The sequence below is a fragment of the Streptomyces sp. DSM 15324 genome, assembly GCF_001514285.1.
GTDB lineage: Bacteria > Actinomycetota > Actinomycetes > Streptomycetales > Streptomycetaceae > Streptomyces.
The window spans coordinates 1-18,215 of the sequence record NZ_KQ949036.1 but is presented as its reverse complement, the minus strand read 5'-3'; the positions used below and the strand labels follow the sequence as shown (position 1 = coordinate 18,215).

Sequence of the window (18,215 nt, the reverse complement as noted above, 5' to 3'; positions counted from 1 at the left end):
TGAGGCTTCCTTGGGCTCGCTCTGTCCGCTGCCTGTCAATGAGGTCAAGCGGACCTCAAGACGCCGTGCCGACCTGCGTGTTCACCGGGGGTGTCCCCTCAGTGGGCCGGTACAGCTCCGTGACAGAAGCCGCGGCCGCACGCAGTTCCTCCCGCACCTGGGGTGGCGCGAGAACCTCCACCCGGTCGGCGAACGCGAGGAGTTGGCGGGCCGCGGGGACGGACGGGTACGACAGCCGCGCGGTCACCCAGTCGCCGCCGCGGCTGTCGCCCTCGGGGAGTTCGACGAGTGCCGGGGCGTTCATGCGCAGGAACATGTCGAGCCGGTCGCGCCGGACCCGGACGGTGACGTCGACGCCGACGGGGCGCTCCTCCACCTGACGGCGCAACACCTCCCAGGCCTCGGCGAGTTCGACGCCCGGCCGCCGCCGTACGGGGTCGTCGAGCACGGTCGCCGAGCGCACCCGGTCGGCACGGAACAGCCGGGGTCTGCCGCGCCGGTCGGCGACGAGGTACCAGACGCCCGCCTTGGCGACGAGGCCGTAGGGGTCGACGGTGTGAGTGGTGGGCTCCGGGTCGCCGCTGTGGCGGTAGCGCAGCCGCAGTCGCCGGTCGGTGAAGACGGCGTCCTGGAGGGTGTCGAGGTCGACGGCCGGCTGGGGGCCGCCCTTCCAGCGGGTGGCGTCGACCAGGATGCGGCGGCTGGTCACCTCGGCGGCGGGGCGGTGCGGGGCGGGCAGCGCGGCCATGACCTTGCGCAGCGCGGAGCCGAGGGCCGCGTCCAGGCCGAGGGCGGCGTGCGCGCCCTCGGCGGCCAGGATGAACAGGGCCCGGGACTCGTCGGCGGTCAGGCCGGTGACGTCCGTGCGGAACCCGGGGAGCAGTGCGATGCCGCCGTGGCGGCCGCGTTCGGCGTAGACGGGGACGCCGGAGGCGGACAGGGCCTCGATGTCCCGGTAGATCGTGCGCACCGACACCTCGAGGCGTTCGGCGAGTTCGGGGGCGGGGACCCGGCCGCGGGTCTGCAGGAGCAGCAGGATCGACAGGAGACGGTCGGACTTCACGGCCCCAGGTTCCCCCGTGCGGGGCGGCCGGACAAATGCTGACGGCGGATGTCAGGTTATGGGGCCAGCATGCGTGCCGTGTCCACCCCGGAACCGAAGGAAAGGCTCGTACCCATGAACCCGACCGACCCGCGCCCCGTCTACAGCCGCGCGACCGAGCAGGCCGCCGCGCTGATCCGGACGGTGCGGCCCGAGCAACTCGACGGGCCGACCCCGTGCGCCGAGTTCGACGTACGGACGCTGCTGAGCCACATCGTCGGCGGCACCCGGCGGATCGCGATCGTCGGCGAGGGCGGCGACGGCCTCGCCGAGCCGTCGTTCGCCGAGGGCGTCGCGGACGACGGCTGGGCGGAAGCCTACGACGCGGTCGGGTCCCGGGCCGTCAAGGCCTGGGAGAGCGAGGACCGGATGGCGGCGCCGGTGCGGGTGCCGTGGGGCGAGGTCCCCGGCCATGCGGCCCTGGCCGGGTACGTCATGGAGATCGTGACCCACACCTGGGACCTAGGCGAGTCCCTCGGCCACCCCGTCGCCCTCGACCCGGAGCTCGCCGAGTTCGCCCTCGCGGCCGGCCACCTCAACCTGCCCGACCCCGAGCGCGACAGCCGCACCCCCTTCGGCTCGGCCCGCCCGGTCCCCGAGGGGGCGGACGCCTACACCCGTCTGGCGGCCTGGCTGGGCCGAAAGCCGCTCGGCTAGATCTTCGACGCCGGCCAGCCCTTCGGCGACGTCGTCGAGTCCTTCGGCGACATCGAGCCCCTCGGCGCCGTCAAGCCCGTCGGCGCCATCAGGCCCCTCGGCGCCGTCAGGCCCGTCGGCGCCATCAGGCCCCTCGGCGCCGTCAGGCCAGTCGGGCGCGGGCCAGTTGGCGGGACTGGGCCACCAGGCGGTCGGTGCTGTCCCAGACCTCCGCGTCCTCCTCCAGGAAGCCGCCCGCGAGGTTGCGGGTGGTGAGGGAGACGCGCAGCGGGCCGGGAGCCGGGCGGCTGCGGACGTGGACGGTGAGTTCGACCGTGGGGACCCAGCCGCTCAGACCGATCTCGAAGGCGGTCGGCGGGAGGGCGTCGACGGCGAGGAGGAGGGAGAGCGGGTCCGGGTCGCGGCCGTCCTTGAGGCCGAACCAGGCCCGCATCTCGCCCTTGCCGGAGGGCGCCCCGAGGGCCCACCCCAGGGTGGAGGGGTCGAGCTTGAGCATCAGGCGCTCGGTGATCGCGGAGCCGCCGTCCACGGGGGCCGGTCCGTCCTCGGGGCCGAAGCACTGGTCGAGCGGCGGGAACACCGGCGGCTCGGCCGTCGTACGGACGTCGTCCGGCAGGGAGTCCAGGTCGCCGTAGGAGGCGAGGACGCGGATCCGCTCGACCTCGGTGCCGGTCTCGTCGTACTGCACGAGCGAGGCCTGGCCGGTCGACAGGGTGCGGCCGGTGCGGACCACCTCCGTGCGGACGACCGCCGGGCCCGGCCGGGAGGCGGTGAGGTAGTGGGCCGAGATGGTGAACGGGTCGCGGTGCGGCAGGGCGTCCGCGAGGGCACGGCCGAGGACGGCGAGCAGGTATCCGCCGTTGACGGCGTTGATGATCGTCCAGCCGGCGGAGAGGTCGATGTCGTAGACGCCCGGGGCGCGCCGGGTCAGCGCGGTGTCGCGGTCGAACTCGCTGTCGCCGATGGTCGCCCGCTCGGCCGCCGCGGTAACTGCTTCTCGCATGAGCGAACCGTACAACAGGTAATTACTAAGCAGTAGCTTTTTGGGAAAGTGAGACCCGGGCAATTTCTCGGTAAGTGTCCGTACTCCTCCATCAACCCCGGGCCCCGGCATCCGCTCTATGGGGACATGAGCCTCACCGGTACTGCGTTCCTCTACACCCTGATCGTGCTGGCCGTCGTCGCCGTCGCGCTCCCCCTCCTCCTGTGGTCGCGGATCGGCGGACCGAGATTCCTGCGGGGCGCGGCACGGATGCTGATGCTGGTGTTCGCGCAGGGGACGGCCGTGGCACTGGTCTTCGTCCTGGTCAACAACGCCAACAACCTCTACGACAACTGGTCCGACCTGCTCGGCACGAGCAACCATGTGCAGCAGGCCGCCGACCTCGGCGCCGACGGCACGGGCGGCATCTCGCTGAAGCGGCTGCCGAGGGTCAGACAGCGGTTCACCCAGGCCCAGGGGCCCGGGATGCACCAGGCCGGCGGCGTCAGCGTCACCCAGCTCCGGGGCCGGGTCTCCGGGGTCGACGCCGAGGTCTACGTCTGGTTGCCCCCGCAGTACCACGAGGCCGCCTACGCCCACCACCGGTTCCCCGTCGTGGAGCTGCTGCCGGGCTACCCCGGCTCCCCGAAGTCCTGGTTCGGTTCGCTGCGCGCCACCGCCCAGCTGGAACCGCTGATGCGCCAGGGCAAGGTCGCGCCGTTCATCCTGGTGGCGCCGCGCACCACCCTGCTGCCCGGCGTGGACACCGGCTGCGCCAACGTGCCCGGCACGGTGAACGCCGACACCTGGCTGAGCATCGACGTGCCCCGCATGGTCATGGACAACTTCCGGGCCCAGCCCGCGCCCACGGGCTGGGCGGTCGCCGGGTACTCGGCCGGGGCGCACTGCGCCGTCAAGCTGGCCGTCGCCCACCCCGACCGCTACCGGGCGGCGGTGAGCCTGTCCGGCTACAACGACCCGATCGGGGAGCGGGACTCCCTGACCGCCCAGGACCCGGCCCTGCGCCGCGCCACCAACCCCTATCTGATGCTCGCCCGCGCGGCCGCCCCGCCGGCCGTGGCGCTCTACCTCTCCGGGCAGCCGGGCGACGGCTACGAGGCCGCGCTCGCGCTCCAGAAGGAGGCGAAGGCCCCGACGGCCGTGCACGTGGTGTACATCCCGCGGAGCGCGGGCGGGCACACCATGGCGCTGTGGCGGCCGCAGGTGGTGCCGGCGTTCCGCTGGCTGAGCACCCAGCTCGACCAGCACCGGATCAGCGCCCGGCAGGCCAGGACGGGCACGGGGGACACGGGGTCTACTCCTCCCGTACGGTCGACCGGCGGTTCCACGCGCGAGGCGCTCGCCAGTGGAACCGCATCGCGAGCAGCCTCAGGACGAAAGCGGTAGCGGCCGCGAAGCCGCTGGCCAGCGGGGTGAGCGCGGCGTAGCGGATGCAGATCACCACCAGGGTGGCGCCGACGATCGCCGGGACCGCGTACAGGTCCCGGTCCCAGCGCAGCAGCGACGGCACCTCGTTGGCCAGCACGTCCCGCAGCACACCGCCGCCGACGGCCGTGGTGAGGCCGAGGGCGGCGGACGCGGTCAGACCGAGGCCGTGGTCGTACGCCTTCGTCGTGCCGGTGACGCAGAACAGGCCGAGGCCCGCCGCGTCGAAGACGTTCACGGCCGACTGGATCCGCTCCACCTGCGGGTGGAGGAAGATCACCAGCAGGGCGGCGAAGAGCGGGGTCAGGAAGTACCCCAGGTCCGTGAAGGCGGCCGGGGGCACCGCGCCGATGATCACGTCCCGGATCAGCCCTCCGCCCAGCGCGGTGGCCTCGGCGAGCACGGCGATGCCGAACACGTCGAAGTTCTTGCGCACGGCCAGCAGCGCGCCGGAGATGGCGAACACGAAGATGCCGGCCAGATCGAGCGTGTGCTGGACGGAGGGGCTGAATATTTGCTGGAACACCTTTACATTGTCACCCGAGCCACGGGGTGGACCTTACAAAGCCAGGCAGTACGGCATCAGAGGGCGGGTTTTCCTGTGGTGAACAGCCAGGTCTGGAAGAGGTCGTCCAGCTGCTGCCCGGAGATCTTCTCGGCGAGGCGGACGAAGTCGCCGGTGTCCGCGTTGCCGTACCGGTGCAGTTCCGTCCAGGCGGGGAGCAGCCGGAAGAACGCGGTGTCGCCGATGCGCTCGCGCAGGACCTGGAGGGTCATCGCGCCGCGCTGGTACACGGCCGAGGCGAACATCGTGTCGCGCTGCGGGTCGCCGACGGTGATCCGCCAGAAGGAGGAGTCGGCGGGGCGGGCGTTGTATCCGGCGAGGAAGGAGTCGTGCGCCGAGCGGGTGCCCAAGTGCTCGGCCCACAGCCACTGGGCGTAGGTGGCGAAGCCCTCGTTCAGCCAGATGTCCTTCCAGTGCGCCACCGACACCGAGTCGCCGAACCACTGGTGGGCGAGCTCGTGCACGATCGTCGACTCGCTGCGCACCGCCGAGTACACCGGCTTCGACTGCACCTCCAGGGAGAACCCGGCCTGCGGCATGTCGTCCACGATCGCGCCGGTCTCCTCGAACGGGTACGGCCCGAAGACCTGCGACCAGTAGTCGGTGGCCGCGGCCGTCACGGCGTACACGTCGACGTTGTTGCTGTTCGCCAGCACCGGGTCGATGGCGACGTAGATCGGGGTGCCCCCGGGGGTCGTCCCGGTCCGCACGTCGAACTTCCCGATCGTGGCGGTCGCGAGATAGGTCGCCATGGGCCTGGTCTCGCGCCAGTGGGTGTACGTCGAGGTGCCCTTGTCGTACGTCGAGACCAGCCGGCCGTTGGAGACGCCGGTCAGGCCCTTGGGCGCCTTGATCCGGATGTCGTAGGTGGCCTTGTCCGAGGGGTGGTCGCTGGACGGGAACCAGGTGGAGGCGGCGTTGGGCTCACACGCGACGAACACACCGTCGTCGGTCTTCATCCAGCCGTAGTCCGAGCCGAACACGATGGGGCCGCCGAGCGGTTCGGGGACGCCGCCGTAGGTGACGGTGACCTCGAACGTGCCGCCCTTGCGGAGGGGTCCGCGCGGGGTGATCCGGATCTCGTCGCCGTCGCGGGTGAACTGCGCCCGTCTGCCGTTCACCTCGACCCGGGTGACCTCCAGCCGCTGGAGGTCCAGGTCGAAGGAGGAGAGGTTCCGGGTGGCGCGGGCGGTGATCGTCGTACGGCCGTCGAGGCGGTCGGTGGCGGGATCGTAGGCGACGGAGAGGTCGTAGTGGCGGGCGTCGAAGCCGCCGTTGCCGAGCTGCGGGAAGTAGCTGTCGCCGATGCCGTCGGCGCCCGGGGCGGGGGCGGAGGAGGCCGCGATGACGAGAAAAGAGGCCGCCGCGGTCGCGAGGGCCCCTAAACGTGCCGAACGGGAGAGTGCCATGGGTCGTCCCTTCGAGCGTGTGCCGATCAGTCGGACACGGAGGACTCTGGCCTCTCCCGTTCAGGCATGTGCATGACTTTGCCAACTCGTCATGCGCTACTTGTCGGTTGACTCCTGGCTCTCGGTTTCGGTGACCCGAGGGGCCGGGGAGTCAGCGGGGGTCGCCAGCTCCGCGGGGGGCGCGGGGGTCGCGGGGGTGTCACTGGCCCCGGGGGCCTCCGCGGTCTCGGCGGCCTCCGCGGTCTGCGCGGTCTCGGAGACCTCGGTAGCCGCAGGGGTCTCGGAGACCTCAGAGGTCTCCGAGGCTTCGGAGGCCTCGGCTGCCGCAGGTGCCTCGACAGCCTCAGCGGTCTCACCGGCCTCGGCAGGCTCGCCGGCCTCAGAGGTCTCGGAGGCCTCCACAGCCGCGGATACCTCGACAGCCTCAGCGGTCTCGCCGGCCTCGGCAGGCTCGCTGGCCTCAGCCGTCTCCACCGCTTCCGCCGTCTCGATGCCCTCAGGGATCCGGGGGATCTCGGGAGCCTCGGTGGCCTTGGAGAGGTCCGGCGCCTCGGTGGCCTCGGCGACCTCAGGGGTCCCAGAGCCCTCGGGAGACTCGGCGATCTCAGCCGCCTCAGCGGCACCGTCGGGCGCCTCAGCAGCCTCATCCGCCTTGCCAGCCTCGGGGGCCTCAGCAGCCTCAGCCGCCTTAGAAACCTCAGCAGCCTCGGTCGCCGCGGCCTCGGCCACCTCCGCCGCCACCGCTGCCGAGGTCTCCGCCGACTCGGCGAGAACCTCGTCGGCCACCAGCTCCGCCGCCTCCTTCGCGACCGTCAGCAGAACGGTGTCCTGCGGCGCCTGGTCGGCGAAGTTCTCCGGGTGGTGGCAGGCGACCTGCTGACCGGGGCGCAGCTCCAGCAGCGGCGGCTCGGTGGTCTTGCAGATCTGCGTCGCCTTCCAGCACCGCGTGTGGAAGCGGCAGCCGCTCGGCGGCGAGATCGGCGAGGGCACGTCGCCCTTGAGCAGGATCCGCTCGCTCTTGGCGTTCCTGCGCCGGGGGTCCGGGATCGGCACCGCCGACATCAGCGCCTTGGTGTACGGGTGCATCGGCGTCTTGTAGAGCAGGTCGCGGTCGGCCAGCTCCACGATCTTGCCGAGGTACATCACCGCGATCCGGTCCGAGACGTGCCGGACGACCGACAGGTCGTGCGCGATGATCACGTACGTGAGGCCCAGCTCCTGCTGGAGGTCGTCCAGCAGGTTCACCACCTGCGCCTGGATGGAGACGTCCAGCGCGGACACCGGCTCGTCGGCTACGACCAGCTTCGGGTTCAGGGCGAGCGCCCGCGCGATGCCGATGCGCTGGCGCTGGCCGCCGGAGAACTCGTGCGGGTACCGGTTGTAGTGCTCGGGGTTGAGACCCACGACCGACAGCAGCCGCTGCACTTCCTTCTTGATGCCGCCCTCGGGCGTCACGCCCTGGAGCTTGAAGGGAGCGCCGACGATCGTGCCGATGGTGTGGCGCGGGTTCAGCGAGGAGTACGGGTCCTGGAAGATCATCTGCACGTCGCGGCGCAGCGGACGCATCCCGCCCACGCCGAGGTGTGTGATGTCCTTGCCCTCGAACTCGACCTTGCCGCCGGTCGGTTCGAGGAGCCGGGTGATCAGCCGGCCCATCGTCGACTTGCCGCAGCCGGACTCGCCGACCACACCGAGGGTTTCGCCGGAGCGGACCTCGAAGTCCAGGCCGTCGACCGCGTGCACCGCCCCGACCTGCCTCTGGAGCAGGCCCTTCTTGATCGGGAAGTGCTTCTGCAGCCCGGTGACCTTCAGCAGCACCTCGCCGTCGGTACGACGGCTCTCGCCGGCCTGCGCGGGAATCTTCACCGCTTTCTCGTCACTCACAGCTTCGGCGCAATCTCTTCGGTCCAGATCCGCTCCCGCTGCTCCTTGCCCAGGTGGCAGGCCGCCCAGTGCCGGCTGCCGACCTCGGCGAGCTCGGGCCGGACGGTGCGGGTGACGTTGTCCTTCGGGAGGTCCGCGTACGGGCAGCGCGGGTTGAAGGCGCAGCCGGACGGGACGTTGATCAGGGAGGGCGGGGAGCCCTTGACCGGGATCAGGCGCTCCTGCTGGTCGCGGTCCAGCCGCGGCATCGAGCCCAGCAGACCCCAGGTGTAGGGGTGGCGGGGCTGGTAGAACACCTCTTCGGCCGGTCCGCGCTCGACGCAGCGGCCGCCGTACATCACCAGCAGGTCGTCGGCGAGTTCCGCGACGACGCCCAGGTCGTGGGTGATGACGATGACCGCGGAGCCGAACTCCTTCTGCAGGTCCCGGATGAGGTCCAGGATCTGCGCCTGGACGGTCACGTCCAGGGCGGTCGTCGGCTCGTCCGCGATGAGCAGCTCGGGGTTGTTGACCAGCGACATCGCGATCATCGCGCGCTGGCGCATACCGCCGGAGAACTCGTGCGGGTAGTTGTCGACGCGCTTGTCGGGCTGCGGGATGCCGACCCGGTCGAGCATCTCGATCGCACGACGGCGCGCGGTCTTCTTGTCGACGTCGTGGTGGATCCGGTACGCCTCCACGATCTGCTGGCCGATCGTGTAGTACGGGTGGAGCGCGGACAGCGGATCCTGGAAGATCATCGCCATCTCGCGGCCGCGCAGCTTGCGGACGTGGTCCGGGTCGGCGCCGAGCAGTTCGGTGCCGTTGAGCCAGATCTCCCCGGAGATCTGCGCCTTGCGCTTGCCGTACTGGCCGGCGGTGTGCAGGCCCATGATCCCGAGCGAGGTCACGGACTTGCCGGAACCGGACTCGCCGACGATCCCGAGGGTCTTGCCCTTCTCCAGCTGGAAGCTGAGCCCGTCGACGGACTTGACCAGGCCGTCGTCGGTGGGGAAGTGCACCTTCAGGTCGCGTACTTCGAGGAAGGCGGAGGGGGCCGGGGAGGCCGAGGTGGGCTCGTTCACGGCCGCTGCGCTCTTGCTGAGTTCGGTCACGTGAGCCTCACTCGGGGGTCGATCACGGCGTACAGGATGTCCACCACCAGGTTGGCGAAGAGGACCGCCAGCGAGGTGATCAGGGTGACGCCCACGATGATGGGCAGGTCCTGGTTGCGGATGGCATCGAGCACGGCCCGGCCGAGACCGGGCAGGTTGAACGTGGACTCGGTGAGGATCGCGCCGCCGATGAGGGCGCCGAGGTCCATGCCGAGCATGGTGAGGATCGGGGTCATCGTCGAGCGCATGGCGTGCTTGCCGATGACGGTCTGCTCCTTGAGACCCTTCGCGCGGGCGGTGCGGATGTAGTCCTCACCGAGGATCTCCAGCATGGTGGCGCGGGTGATCCGGGCGTACATCGCCGCGTACAGGAACGCGAGGGTGATCCAGGGCAGGATCATGGCGCCGAGCCAGCCGGTGAAGCTGTCCTCCAGCGGCACGTACTGGGCGTCGATCCAGTGCAGCCCGAACGCGAAGATCGCGAGGCTCAGCATGCCGGTGAAGTAGATGGGCAGGGAGACGCCCGCGAGGGCGACGACCATCGCGCCGCGGTCCCACAGGGTGCCCCGCTTGAGCGCGGAGAGCACACCCGCGGCGACACCGAAGACCAGCCACAGGACGGCGGCACCGAGCGCCAGCCCCAGGGTCACCGGGAAGCGGTCGGTGAGCACCGGCCAGACGGCCTGCTCGCTGCGGAAGGAGTAGCCGAAGCACGGCGCGGCGCAGTGAATGGTGTCCCCGCCGCCCGAGTAGGTCCGGCCGACGAAGATGCCCTTGAAGAACTCCCAGACCTGCGCGTAGATCGGGGTGTCCAGGCCCAGCTTCTGCCGCACGCCCTCGACGGCGGCCGGGTCGGCCTGCTTGCCCACGAAGCTCGTGGCGATGTCCACGCCCGCCCACTTGGGGACGAGGAAGAAGATGCCGAAGACCACCATGATGATGACCACGAGCATCACTGCGGCGGCGAACAGCCGCCTGATGAGGTAAGCGAGCACAGCTCTCGGCCCGCCGCGGACCGCGGGCCACCGGAGGTCGTCCGGTGGCCCGCGATCACGCCGCGCCGGCCTTCACCTGCCTTTCGTGCCGTTCGGCGGGTGGCCGGGTTACTTCTTGGGGTTCTTCAGACCGAGGTTCACGAAGTCGTACATACCGCTGTAGTTGTCGGTCGTGTAGACGTTCGCGAGGTTGTCCGAGCGCCAGTTGATGAACTTCTCGAAGACGAAGGGCAGGTAGTACGCGCCCTCCATGACCTTGTGGTTGATCTCCGTGGCGATCTTCTCCTTGCCCGCGTTGTCGAGCGTGGTGACGTAGGAGTCGAAGAGACCGTCGATCGTCTTGTCCTTGATCAGCGCGTAGTTGGAGTTACCGCTGTCGAGGATGTACTTGCTGTCCCACAGGGGCAGACCGAAGCCCTGGACGGTCGGGAAGTCCGGACCCCAGCCCATGATGATGATGCCGTAGCCCTTCTTCGCCACGTTGGCGGGGCTGCCGATGATGCCGGTGGTCTGCGAACCGTCGTACTGGTCGATCTGCGCGTCGATGCCGATCTTCTTCAGCGACGCCTGGAGCGACTGGGCGGTGGCCACCTCGACCGGCTTGTTGTTGCGGACCGCGATGGTGGTCTTGAAGCCGTTCGGCTGACCGCAGGCCTTCAGGGCCTCCTTGGCCTTGGCCTCGTTGCCGCTCTTGTTGGCACCGGCGATCTCGTACGGGTCGTACTTCTGGCCCTCGGCGCCCGGGACGGACGGCGGGAGCATGTTGGTGCCGATGTCGCCACCGGCCACCGGGCCACCGCGCGCGGTCTGCAGCGACACGTGGTCGGCGCCGTAGATGACGGCCTTGCGGCACTCGATGTTGTCGAACGGCTTCACGCTCTGCGGGAAGACCGCGTAACGGATGTAGCCGGAGACCGGGTTGTCCAGGTTGGCCTTGTGCTCCTTCAGGGCGGTGGTGCGGCCCTGCGGGGACATGCCGGTCTGGTTGATGTCCAGGTCGAGGTCACCGTTGAGCAGACGCTGGTCGAGCTGGTTGGCGTCCGAGAAGAACGTGACGGTGATCTTGTCCGGGTTGGCCTTGCGGATCGGGTCCGAGGCCTGGTTCCACTTGTCGTTGCGGACCAGCGTCAGTTCCTTGCCCGGGCTGTACGAGGCGAACTTGTACGGGCCGGAGGAGAACGGGTGGAGACCGTACTTGGACTTGGTGTCCATGTCCTGGCGGACCGGGGACGCCGAGACCAGGCCCAGGATCTCCTCGAAGTCCGAGTTGGCCTCGGGCAGGTGGAAGACGATGGTCTTGTCGTCCGGCGTGTCGATCGCCTTCAGACCGAGCTTGTCCTTGGAGGTGTCCTTGTAGGGGCCCTTGTACGCGCCCTTGGGGTCGAGGACGTCCTTCAGGTACACGGGACCGCCGGACAGCACGTCCTGGGCCCACACGCGCTCGATGCCGTACTTCACGTCCTTGGACGTGATCGGCTTGCCGTCCTCCCACGTGACGCCGTCACGCAGGGTGTACGTGTAGGTCTTGCCGCCGTCCGTGACCTTGGCCAGGCCGGTGGCCAGGTCCGGGGTGAGGGTGGCGCCCGCCTTGCCCGGCTCCGTCTTGCCCGTGACCAGCTGACGGCTGTAGTAGCGCGCGAAGTTCCACATGAAGCCGTAGTAACCGCGCGTGGTGTCCCACGAGTCGGCGTCCTGGGCGCCACCGAACTTCAGCGTGCCGCCCTTCTTGGCCAGGGAGGCCTGGGCGACCTTGTTGTTCGCGGCGTCGAAGCCGGCGGCACCGGTGCTCGAACCCTTGCCGCTGTCGTCGCTTCCGCCACCGCCGCACGCCGCCGTGGTCAGCAGCGCGGCGACCGCGGCGGCAGCGGCAAACGCCTGCTTCCGCCGCCCTGAGGTGCGTTGGGTAGTCACGATCTCGGATCCTCCGGATTGATGAGAGACCCCGTGTCGGTGCCACGGGACGTTTGGGGGTGCGGCAGTCGTGCGGGCTGTGCTGCGAGCTGTACTGCGGCGGTTCGGGGGGATGTGCGGTTCAGCGGGACGCCTTCGGGTCCAGCGCGTCCCGGACGCCGTCGCCGAAGAGGTTGAAGGCCAGCACGGTGATGAAGATCGCCACACCCGGGACCACCATGTACATGGGGTCCGACTCGTAGTAGTCGATCGCGCTCGAGAGCATCTGTCCCCAGGAGGCGGTGGGCGGCTTGACGCCGACGCCCAGGAAGCTCAGGGCCGCCTCGGTGAGGATGTTGGTGGGGATCATCATCGTCGTGTAGACGACGATGGGCGCGACGAGGTTGGGCAGCAGCTCCTTGAACAGGATGTACAGCCGCCCGGCGCCCAGGGACCGGGCCGCCTCGACGTACTCGCGCTCGCGCAGGGAGAGTGTCTGACCGCGGACCACACGTCCGATGTACGGCCAGCCGAAGAATCCGATGACCAGGATCATCACGAACACACGCACGCTGGAACCGGTCAGGCCCAGCAGGTCGTTGGGCATGACGGAGACCAGCGCGATGATGAACAGCAGTTGGGGGAAGGCGAGCAGACCGTCCATCACACGGCTGATGACGGAGTCGATCCAGCCGCCGAAGAAGCCGGCGAGGATGCCGAGGACCGTGCCGAGGACGACGGCGACGACCGCGGAGGCGAAGCCGACCAGGAGCGAGATCCGGGCGCCGAAGAGGATGCGGGCGAAGATGTCACGGCCGTTGACCGGCTCGACGCCGAGCAGGTGCTCGCCGCTGATGCCGCCGAGGGACCCGGTCGGGGTGCCGAACAGCGGGTCGATGAGGTTCTCGTGATACTCGTTCGGGTCCTGGTCGAGCAGGCCGGTGATGACCGGGGCGAGCAGCGAGACCACGACGAGCAGAAGCACCACGATGCCACCGGTCAGGGCGAGTTTGTCCCGCTTCAGGCGCTCCCAGGCGATCCGCCCCAGGGAACGGCCCTGTACGGCCTTGGCGCCGCCGGTGGCGACCGCCGCTTCTTCAGCCGCGCTCGGGGCCGCTTCCGCGGTCGGCTCGTGCAATGGTGCCGTCATCTGGCAGGGACCCCTCTCAACCGGCGGTGACCGGCGCGCACTTGCCGCTTGTAGCGGCACATTCAGTCCGTCGTACACAGGGACGAAGTCCCCTGGACCGGGAGTCTTCAACGCTTTGGCGATCTGTAGCCAGAGTTGGCGGCGAAAGGATGCGTAAACGTGATGCGACCATGGAGGTTCCGTTATCCGGACGCTGGGTAACGGGGGCCGGACGTCGACTTAGTGGGTCACACCGGACATAAGCGGGGTGAATCGCCGCCATCTACGCGCGAAGATCAACGGCCGTCCGTCCACAGGAACACACAGGGTTCACCACACTTCTCAGTACCGGGCGGGCGGGTAGCCGTAACCGCCCGCGGGAGCCTGCGCGGGGGCGGCCGGAACGTGGGCCTCACGGTCGTAGAACGGGCGTGCCCCGGCTCGCATCCACATCACCACCGGGTCGTGCTCGTCGGTCATGGCGACCGTCGACACCGGCAGCCCGTCCGGTACGGCCCCGATCGACTGCTGCATCATCGCCCGTACGGCGTCCACGGCCGGCGGGGAGGTGTCGTACACGTCGAGCCCGATGGCCAGGTAGGGGGCGCCCAGCGCCGGCTGCACCCAGGCGCGGCGCAGCGCGCGGACCGCGGGGGTGCGGTGGGCGTTCTGCGCGAGGAGGGCGTAGAACTGGGGGATCTCGATGCCGGGTTCGGACAGCCGCAGGGGGCCGGCGGGCTGGCGGTCCAGTCCGGTGGCGATCCGGCGCAGGTCCAGCCAGGGGAGGCCGACGCCGCCGCCCGGCGCGTGCGGGTTCAGCCAGAGGCCGTAGTGGTCGGGGTAGAGGGTGCGGGCCACGTCGACCACGTCGACCACCTCGTAGCCGCGGTTCCAGCCGCTCGCCGAGAGCTCCTGGGCGGAGGTGACACAGGGGGCGTAGCCGTGGCCGTCGACCTCCATGTTCCCGTACTGGGCGTCCGGGGAGCCGGCCTGGCCGTGCCACAGGAGCATCCACACCTGGCCGGAGGCGGGGGTCGCGAGCGCGCGCAGGAGGGCCTCGTAGGCGTCGTAGCGCCCGGGCGTGACCTGGCGCAGCATGTGCTCGACCTGTCCGGTCGCGATGCCGCTGGCGCTCACCGTTTACCGCCCCTTCTTCTTTGTTTCCCCGCGTCTGTGAACAGCTTAAGCGCCCGCCGCCCCCGGGCCCGTGGTGCGTGGGCGAGTACGGGCGCGTGGTCGCTCCTCGCGGCCCGCGGCAAAGCCGTGCACCGGTACGGCCCCGCGCCGGTCGGCTCAGTGGCCCCGCGTGTAGAACGGCCGTATGCGCTCGCGCATCCAGTCGGCCACCGGGTCCTGGGCCACGTCCAGGAGGATCAGGTTGACCGGCCATGTCACCGGGGCCGCGCCCATCGCGCGCCCCAGGGCGTCCAGCGGGACCTCGCGGACCTCGGGGTCCAGGTGGGCGAGTTCGACGCCCACGAACATGACCGGGTCGGCCGTCTCGACGGCGGCGAGGCAGCGGCGGGCCGTGAGGACCACGCCGGTGGCCTCGAACTCGGCGGACGCCTTCGCGAGGAACTCCATCGGGTCCTCCTGCCAGTCGGGCTCGAAGAGGCGGACCCGGCCGCCGCTCGCGGGTCCGTCCAGCACCGTGCGGCCGCCGCGGCACAGCTCTGCCACGGCCGCCGGGGGCAGCGGGACGCCGACCGTGCCGTCCGGGTTGATGAGCAGCCCGGCCTGCGGGGGCAGTCCGCGGGCGAACTCGACCGCCGGGGCGATCGTGTACGACATGTGCGAACCGGCGGCCTGGTGGAACTGCTCCTCGGAGCTGAACACCGGCACGTAGACCTGGCCCTCCAGCTCCAGTGTGGGCAGGTCGAGGGGGCCGCTGTGCGGGCCGCCGCCGTTGGGCAGGGGCACCCAGAGGAAGCTGCGCCCGAGCACCTCCACGATCCGCGCACCCGCGCCGGGCACGCCGAGGGAGACGGAGAGCACCTCCTCCAGTTCGTTGCCGGGCCATCCGCCGTGCGGATGGGGGTGCGCCTGCGCCGGGAAGCCCGGGGAGACCGGGAAGTCGGCCGGGGGGAAGTCCATCTGCCTACCGCCTGCTGGGAACCGCTGTCGTGGCTGAAAGGCTAGCGGGTACGAGGGGACTTTCCCCCGTCCGCGGACGGTCCGGGGCGCTCATGCGGCGAACCCGATCCGCTGCAGGGCGTCCGCCGAGTCCCGGTCGAGCAGCACCGCCGAGCCGACCCCGGCGGGCAGCCGGCCCCGCTCCACGGCGCGGACCAGGCGGGCGGCGGCTCTGCGGTGCCGCAGGAAGGCGTACCGCGAGACACCGCGGCCGCGCTCGCGCTGGCCCTCGATCGCGGTGTCCGGGGTGACGTCGAGGAGAAGCAGGTGCAGGGTGCCGCCGCGGCGGCGGGCCTCCCGGGCCAGCCAGTCGCGCACCCAGGTCTGGGTCCCGCAGTCGTGCACGACGACGCCCTCGCCGGAGCGCAGGGCGCGGCGCAGTCCGGCGAAGTGGGCGAGGCGGACCAGCGGGCGGTACACGGCGTAGGGCAGGAGGGGGGCGCGGGCGTCCCAGCGGTCGCGGGTGTCCTGGGAGTCGATCGCCGCGCCCCGCACGGCGCGCCGCATCAGCGTGGACTTGCCGCTGCCGGGGAGTCCGGTGACGACGACCAGGTCGCGGGGGCCGAAGAGCAGTCCGTGCGGGCTGTGGCCGGCGCGCTCGCGCAGATCGCGGACGACGGGGACGGTCCGCGGGCCGCAGGCCTCCCGGGCCCGGCCCGTGGGCTGTGCGGGCAGCGTGAGCGCCGAGGTGGTCGCGAGTGCCGTGGTCCTCGCCGTGGTCATGTCCACCGTGATCGTCCTCCCCTGGGGTTCGGGTAAGTCCCTCCTCCCCATCGAGCGTAAAGAGAAGGTAATGCGCGAGGTCTCCTCATTTCGTGCGCGTACAGCAACAAGCCGGTTACAGATGCGGCCTGCCGCGATCGGGTGCGGGCGTGCAATGATGTGCGCGCCAACTGCATACCGGCCGTTTGAATCCGCGCGGGAGAGTCCCCGGCAGCTGTGCTCACCGGGGCGCCGAAGGAGCAAGTCCCTCCCTTGAATCTCTCAGGCCCCGTTACCGCGCGGGCGAGGCACATCTGAAAAGCGGGCCGCCGTGTTCCGGTGGTCCCACCCAAGGTGCAAGCCGTGCCCCCGTCCGCGGGTCATGGCGAACCTCTCAGGTTCCGATGACAGATGGGGAGGAACGGGCAGGAACGACCTCGCCCGTCATGCCTTGGGAGACGACCGTCCGATGAGCAGTAACCCACCCCGTCGTACCGCGCTCGATGCCCTGCACCGTTCGCTCGGCGCGACCATGACCGACTTCGCCGGCTGGGACATGCCGCTGCGCTACGGCTCCGAGCGCGACGAGCACCTGGCCGTGCGGACCAGGGCCGGACTCTTCGACCTCTCGCACATGGGCGAGATCGCGGTGACCGGGCCGCAGGCCGCCGAGTTGCTGAACCACGCGCTGGTGGGCGACATCGCCTCCGTCGGCGTGGGCCGCGCCCGCTACACCATGATCTGCCGGGAGGACGGCGGCATCCTCGACGACCTGATCGTGTACCGGCTCGCCGGGACCGAGTACCTGGTCGTCGCCAACGCCTCCAACGCCCAGGTGGTGCTGGACGCGCTGGTGGAGCGGTCCGCCGGGTTCGACGCCGAGGTGCGCGACGACCGGGACGCCTACGCGCTGATCGCCGTCCAGGGACCGGAGTCGCCGGGCATCCTGAAGTCGCTCACCGACGCCGACCTCGACGGCCTGAAGTACTACGCGGGCCTGCCCGGCACCGTCGCCGGGGTCCCCGCGCTGATCGCGCGCACCGGGTACACCGGCGAGGACGGCTTCGAGCTGTTCGTGCGGCCGGAGCACGCGGTCGGGCTGTGGCAGGCGCTGACCGAGGCCGGCCGGGACGTCGGGCTGGTCCCCTGCGGTCTGTCCTGCCGGGACACCCTGCGCCTGGAGGCGGGCATGCCGCTGTACGGGCATGAGCTGAGCACGTCGCTGACGCCGTTCGACGCCGGACTCGGCCGGGTCGTGAAGTTCGCGAAGGAGGGCGACTTCGTGGGGCGTACGGCCCTGGAGGCGGCGGCCGAACGTGCGGCGTCGGCCCCTCCGCGGGTCCTGGTCGGCCTGGTCGCCGAGGGCCGGCGGATCCCGCGCGCCGGGTACCCCGTCGTCTCCGGCGGCGAGGTGATCGGCGAGGTCACCTCCGGCGCCCCCTCCCCCACCCTGGGCAAGCCCATCGCGATGGCCTACGTCGACGCCGCGCACGCCGCGCCCGGCACCGAGGGCGTCGGTGTGGACATCCGGGGCAGCCACGAGCCGTACGAGGTCGTGGCCCTGCCCTTCTACAAGCGCCAGAAGTAACCACCGACCCCGCCCGGCACGTGACCCTGCGCACATGCGCGCAGCTCACGCCCGCTCTGAGCGGTCCCCCATTCATCAGCACCCCCTCGCGTACAGGAGAATTCAGGCCATGAGCAACCCCCAGCAGCTGCGCTACAGCAAGGAGCACGAGTGGCTGTCGGCCGCCGAGGACGGCGTCTCGACGGTGGGCATCACCGAGCACGCGGCCAACGCGCTCGGCGATGTCGTCTTCGTGCAGCTCCCGGAGGTCGGGGCCACGGTGACCGCGGGCGAGTCCTGCGGTGAGCTGGAGTCGACCAAGTCGGTCAGCGAGCTGTACTCGCCGGTCGACGGCGAGATCGTCGAGGTCAACCAGGACGTCGTCGACGACCCGTCGCTGGTGAACTCCGCCCCCTTCGAGGGCGGGTGGCTGTTCAAGGTACGCGTCGCGGGTGAGCAGGAGGAGCTGCTGTCCGCCGACGAGTACACCGCCTACACCGCCGGCTGAGGATGACCGTCCAGATGACTGTTCTGAACACCCCCCTGCACGAGCTCGACCCGGAGATCGCGGCCGCGGTCGACGCCGAGCTGCACCGTCAGCAGTCCACGCTCGAGATGATCGCGTCGGAGAACTTCGCTCCGCTCGCGGTCATGGAGGCA

The 18,215-nt window shown here is 70.5% G+C and carries 15 protein-coding genes, 2 pseudogenes and 1 riboswitch; of the genes and pseudogenes, 5 read left to right on the top strand and 12 right to left on the bottom strand.

Annotated features, from left to right (window positions below):
• Positions 1-55: 55 nt before the first annotated feature.
• Positions 56-1,063 carry a helix-turn-helix transcriptional regulator gene (locus AQJ58_RS34040; RefSeq protein WP_067257204.1) on the bottom strand — a complete coding sequence of 336 codons (1,008 nt, stop codon included), beginning with the start codon at positions 1,061-1,063 and terminating at the stop codon, positions 56-58.
• 114 nt (positions 1,064-1,177) lie between these two features.
• Between AQJ58_RS34040 and AQJ58_RS34035 the strand changes: the two genes are divergently transcribed.
• Positions 1,178-1,759, top strand: a complete 582-nt coding sequence (locus AQJ58_RS34035) for a TIGR03086 family metal-binding protein (RefSeq protein WP_067257202.1) — start codon at positions 1,178-1,180, stop codon at positions 1,757-1,759.
• A gap of 142 nt (positions 1,760-1,901) precedes the next feature.
• Here the strand turns inward: AQJ58_RS34035 and AQJ58_RS34030 are convergent, their stop codons facing one another.
• The gene (locus AQJ58_RS34030) at positions 1,902-2,762 is read right to left on the bottom strand and encodes a thioesterase family protein (protein ID WP_067257200.1); all 861 of its coding nucleotides are present in this window, start codon (positions 2,760-2,762) and stop codon (positions 1,902-1,904) included.
• A 126-nt stretch (positions 2,763-2,888) separates the two neighbouring features.
• On the opposite strand from AQJ58_RS34030, the gene AQJ58_RS34025 reads away from it, so the two are divergent.
• The gene (locus AQJ58_RS34025; RefSeq protein WP_067257198.1) at positions 2,889-4,148 is read left to right on the top strand and encodes an alpha/beta hydrolase; all 1,260 of its coding nucleotides are present in this window, start codon (positions 2,889-2,891) and stop codon (positions 4,146-4,148) included.
• On the opposite strand, the gene AQJ58_RS34020 is transcribed toward AQJ58_RS34025, so the two are convergent.
• The 10 genes and pseudogenes from AQJ58_RS34020 to AQJ58_RS33975 form a co-directional block, all read right to left on the bottom strand.
• On the bottom strand, positions 4,057-4,713 hold the full coding sequence (locus tag AQJ58_RS34020) for a trimeric intracellular cation channel family protein (RefSeq protein ID WP_067257196.1): 657 nt from the start codon (positions 4,711-4,713) through the stop codon (positions 4,057-4,059). The genes AQJ58_RS34025 and AQJ58_RS34020 overlap by 92 nt on opposite strands.
• 56 nt (positions 4,714-4,769) lie before the next feature.
• On the bottom strand, positions 4,770-6,161 hold the full coding sequence (locus tag AQJ58_RS34015) for a M1 family metallopeptidase (protein WP_067257193.1): 1,392 nt from the start codon (positions 6,159-6,161) through the stop codon (positions 4,770-4,772).
• 714 nt (positions 6,162-6,875) lie between these two features.
• Positions 6,876-8,027: pseudogene (locus tag AQJ58_RS34010) on the bottom strand (ABC transporter ATP-binding protein); the annotation flags it as partial.
• A gap of 14 nt (positions 8,028-8,041) precedes the next feature.
• Positions 8,042-9,139: an ABC transporter ATP-binding protein gene (locus AQJ58_RS34005; protein WP_067257191.1), complete on the bottom strand. Its 1,098-nt coding sequence runs from the start codon at positions 9,137-9,139 to the stop codon at positions 8,042-8,044.
• Positions 9,136-10,134, bottom strand: a complete 999-nt coding sequence (locus AQJ58_RS34000; RefSeq protein WP_067257188.1) for an ABC transporter permease — start codon at positions 10,132-10,134, stop codon at positions 9,136-9,138. The genes AQJ58_RS34005 and AQJ58_RS34000 overlap by 4 nt, the downstream gene beginning before the upstream one ends.
• 108 nt (positions 10,135-10,242) lie before the next feature.
• Complete coding sequence (locus tag AQJ58_RS33995; protein WP_067257185.1) at positions 10,243-12,045, bottom strand: ABC transporter substrate-binding protein; 1,803 nt, start codon at positions 12,043-12,045, stop codon at positions 10,243-10,245.
• A gap of 121 nt (positions 12,046-12,166) precedes the next feature.
• Complete coding sequence (locus AQJ58_RS33990) at positions 12,167-13,174, bottom strand: ABC transporter permease (RefSeq protein ID WP_067257182.1); 1,008 nt, start codon at positions 13,172-13,174, stop codon at positions 12,167-12,169.
• 321 nt (positions 13,175-13,495) lie between these two features.
• Complete coding sequence (locus AQJ58_RS33985) at positions 13,496-14,290, bottom strand: enhanced serine sensitivity protein SseB C-terminal domain-containing protein (RefSeq protein ID WP_067257180.1); 795 nt, start codon at positions 14,288-14,290, stop codon at positions 13,496-13,498.
• Positions 14,291-14,446: 156 nt separating this feature from the next.
• A complete protein-coding gene (locus AQJ58_RS33980) occupies positions 14,447-15,247 on the bottom strand; it encodes an enhanced serine sensitivity protein SseB (RefSeq protein ID WP_067257177.1) in 801 nt (266 codons plus the stop codon).
• A 90-nt stretch (positions 15,248-15,337) separates the two neighbouring features.
• Positions 15,338-16,009, bottom strand: coding sequence for an AAA family ATPase (locus tag AQJ58_RS33975; protein WP_067257684.1), 672 nt, complete (start codon positions 16,007-16,009; stop codon positions 15,338-15,340).
• A 186-nt stretch (positions 16,010-16,195) separates the two neighbouring features.
• Positions 16,196-16,296, top strand: a riboswitch (glycine riboswitch).
• Positions 16,297-16,457: 161 nt separating this feature from the next.
• On the opposite strand from AQJ58_RS33975, the gene gcvT reads away from it, so the two are divergent.
• From gcvT to AQJ58_RS41855, 3 genes and pseudogenes are all read left to right on the top strand, one after another.
• Positions 16,458-17,576 (top strand): glycine cleavage system aminomethyltransferase GcvT, encoded by a 1,119-nt coding sequence (gcvT, locus tag AQJ58_RS33970; RefSeq protein WP_067257174.1) that lies wholly within the window; start codon positions 16,458-16,460, stop codon positions 17,574-17,576.
• Between the two features lie 109 nt (positions 17,577-17,685).
• On the top strand, positions 17,686-18,063 hold the full coding sequence (gene gcvH, locus AQJ58_RS33965) for a glycine cleavage system protein GcvH (RefSeq protein WP_067257171.1): 378 nt from the start codon (positions 17,686-17,688) through the stop codon (positions 18,061-18,063).
• Between the two features lie 14 nt (positions 18,064-18,077).
• A pseudogene (locus AQJ58_RS41855) lies at positions 18,078-18,215 on the top strand (serine hydroxymethyltransferase); the annotation flags it as partial.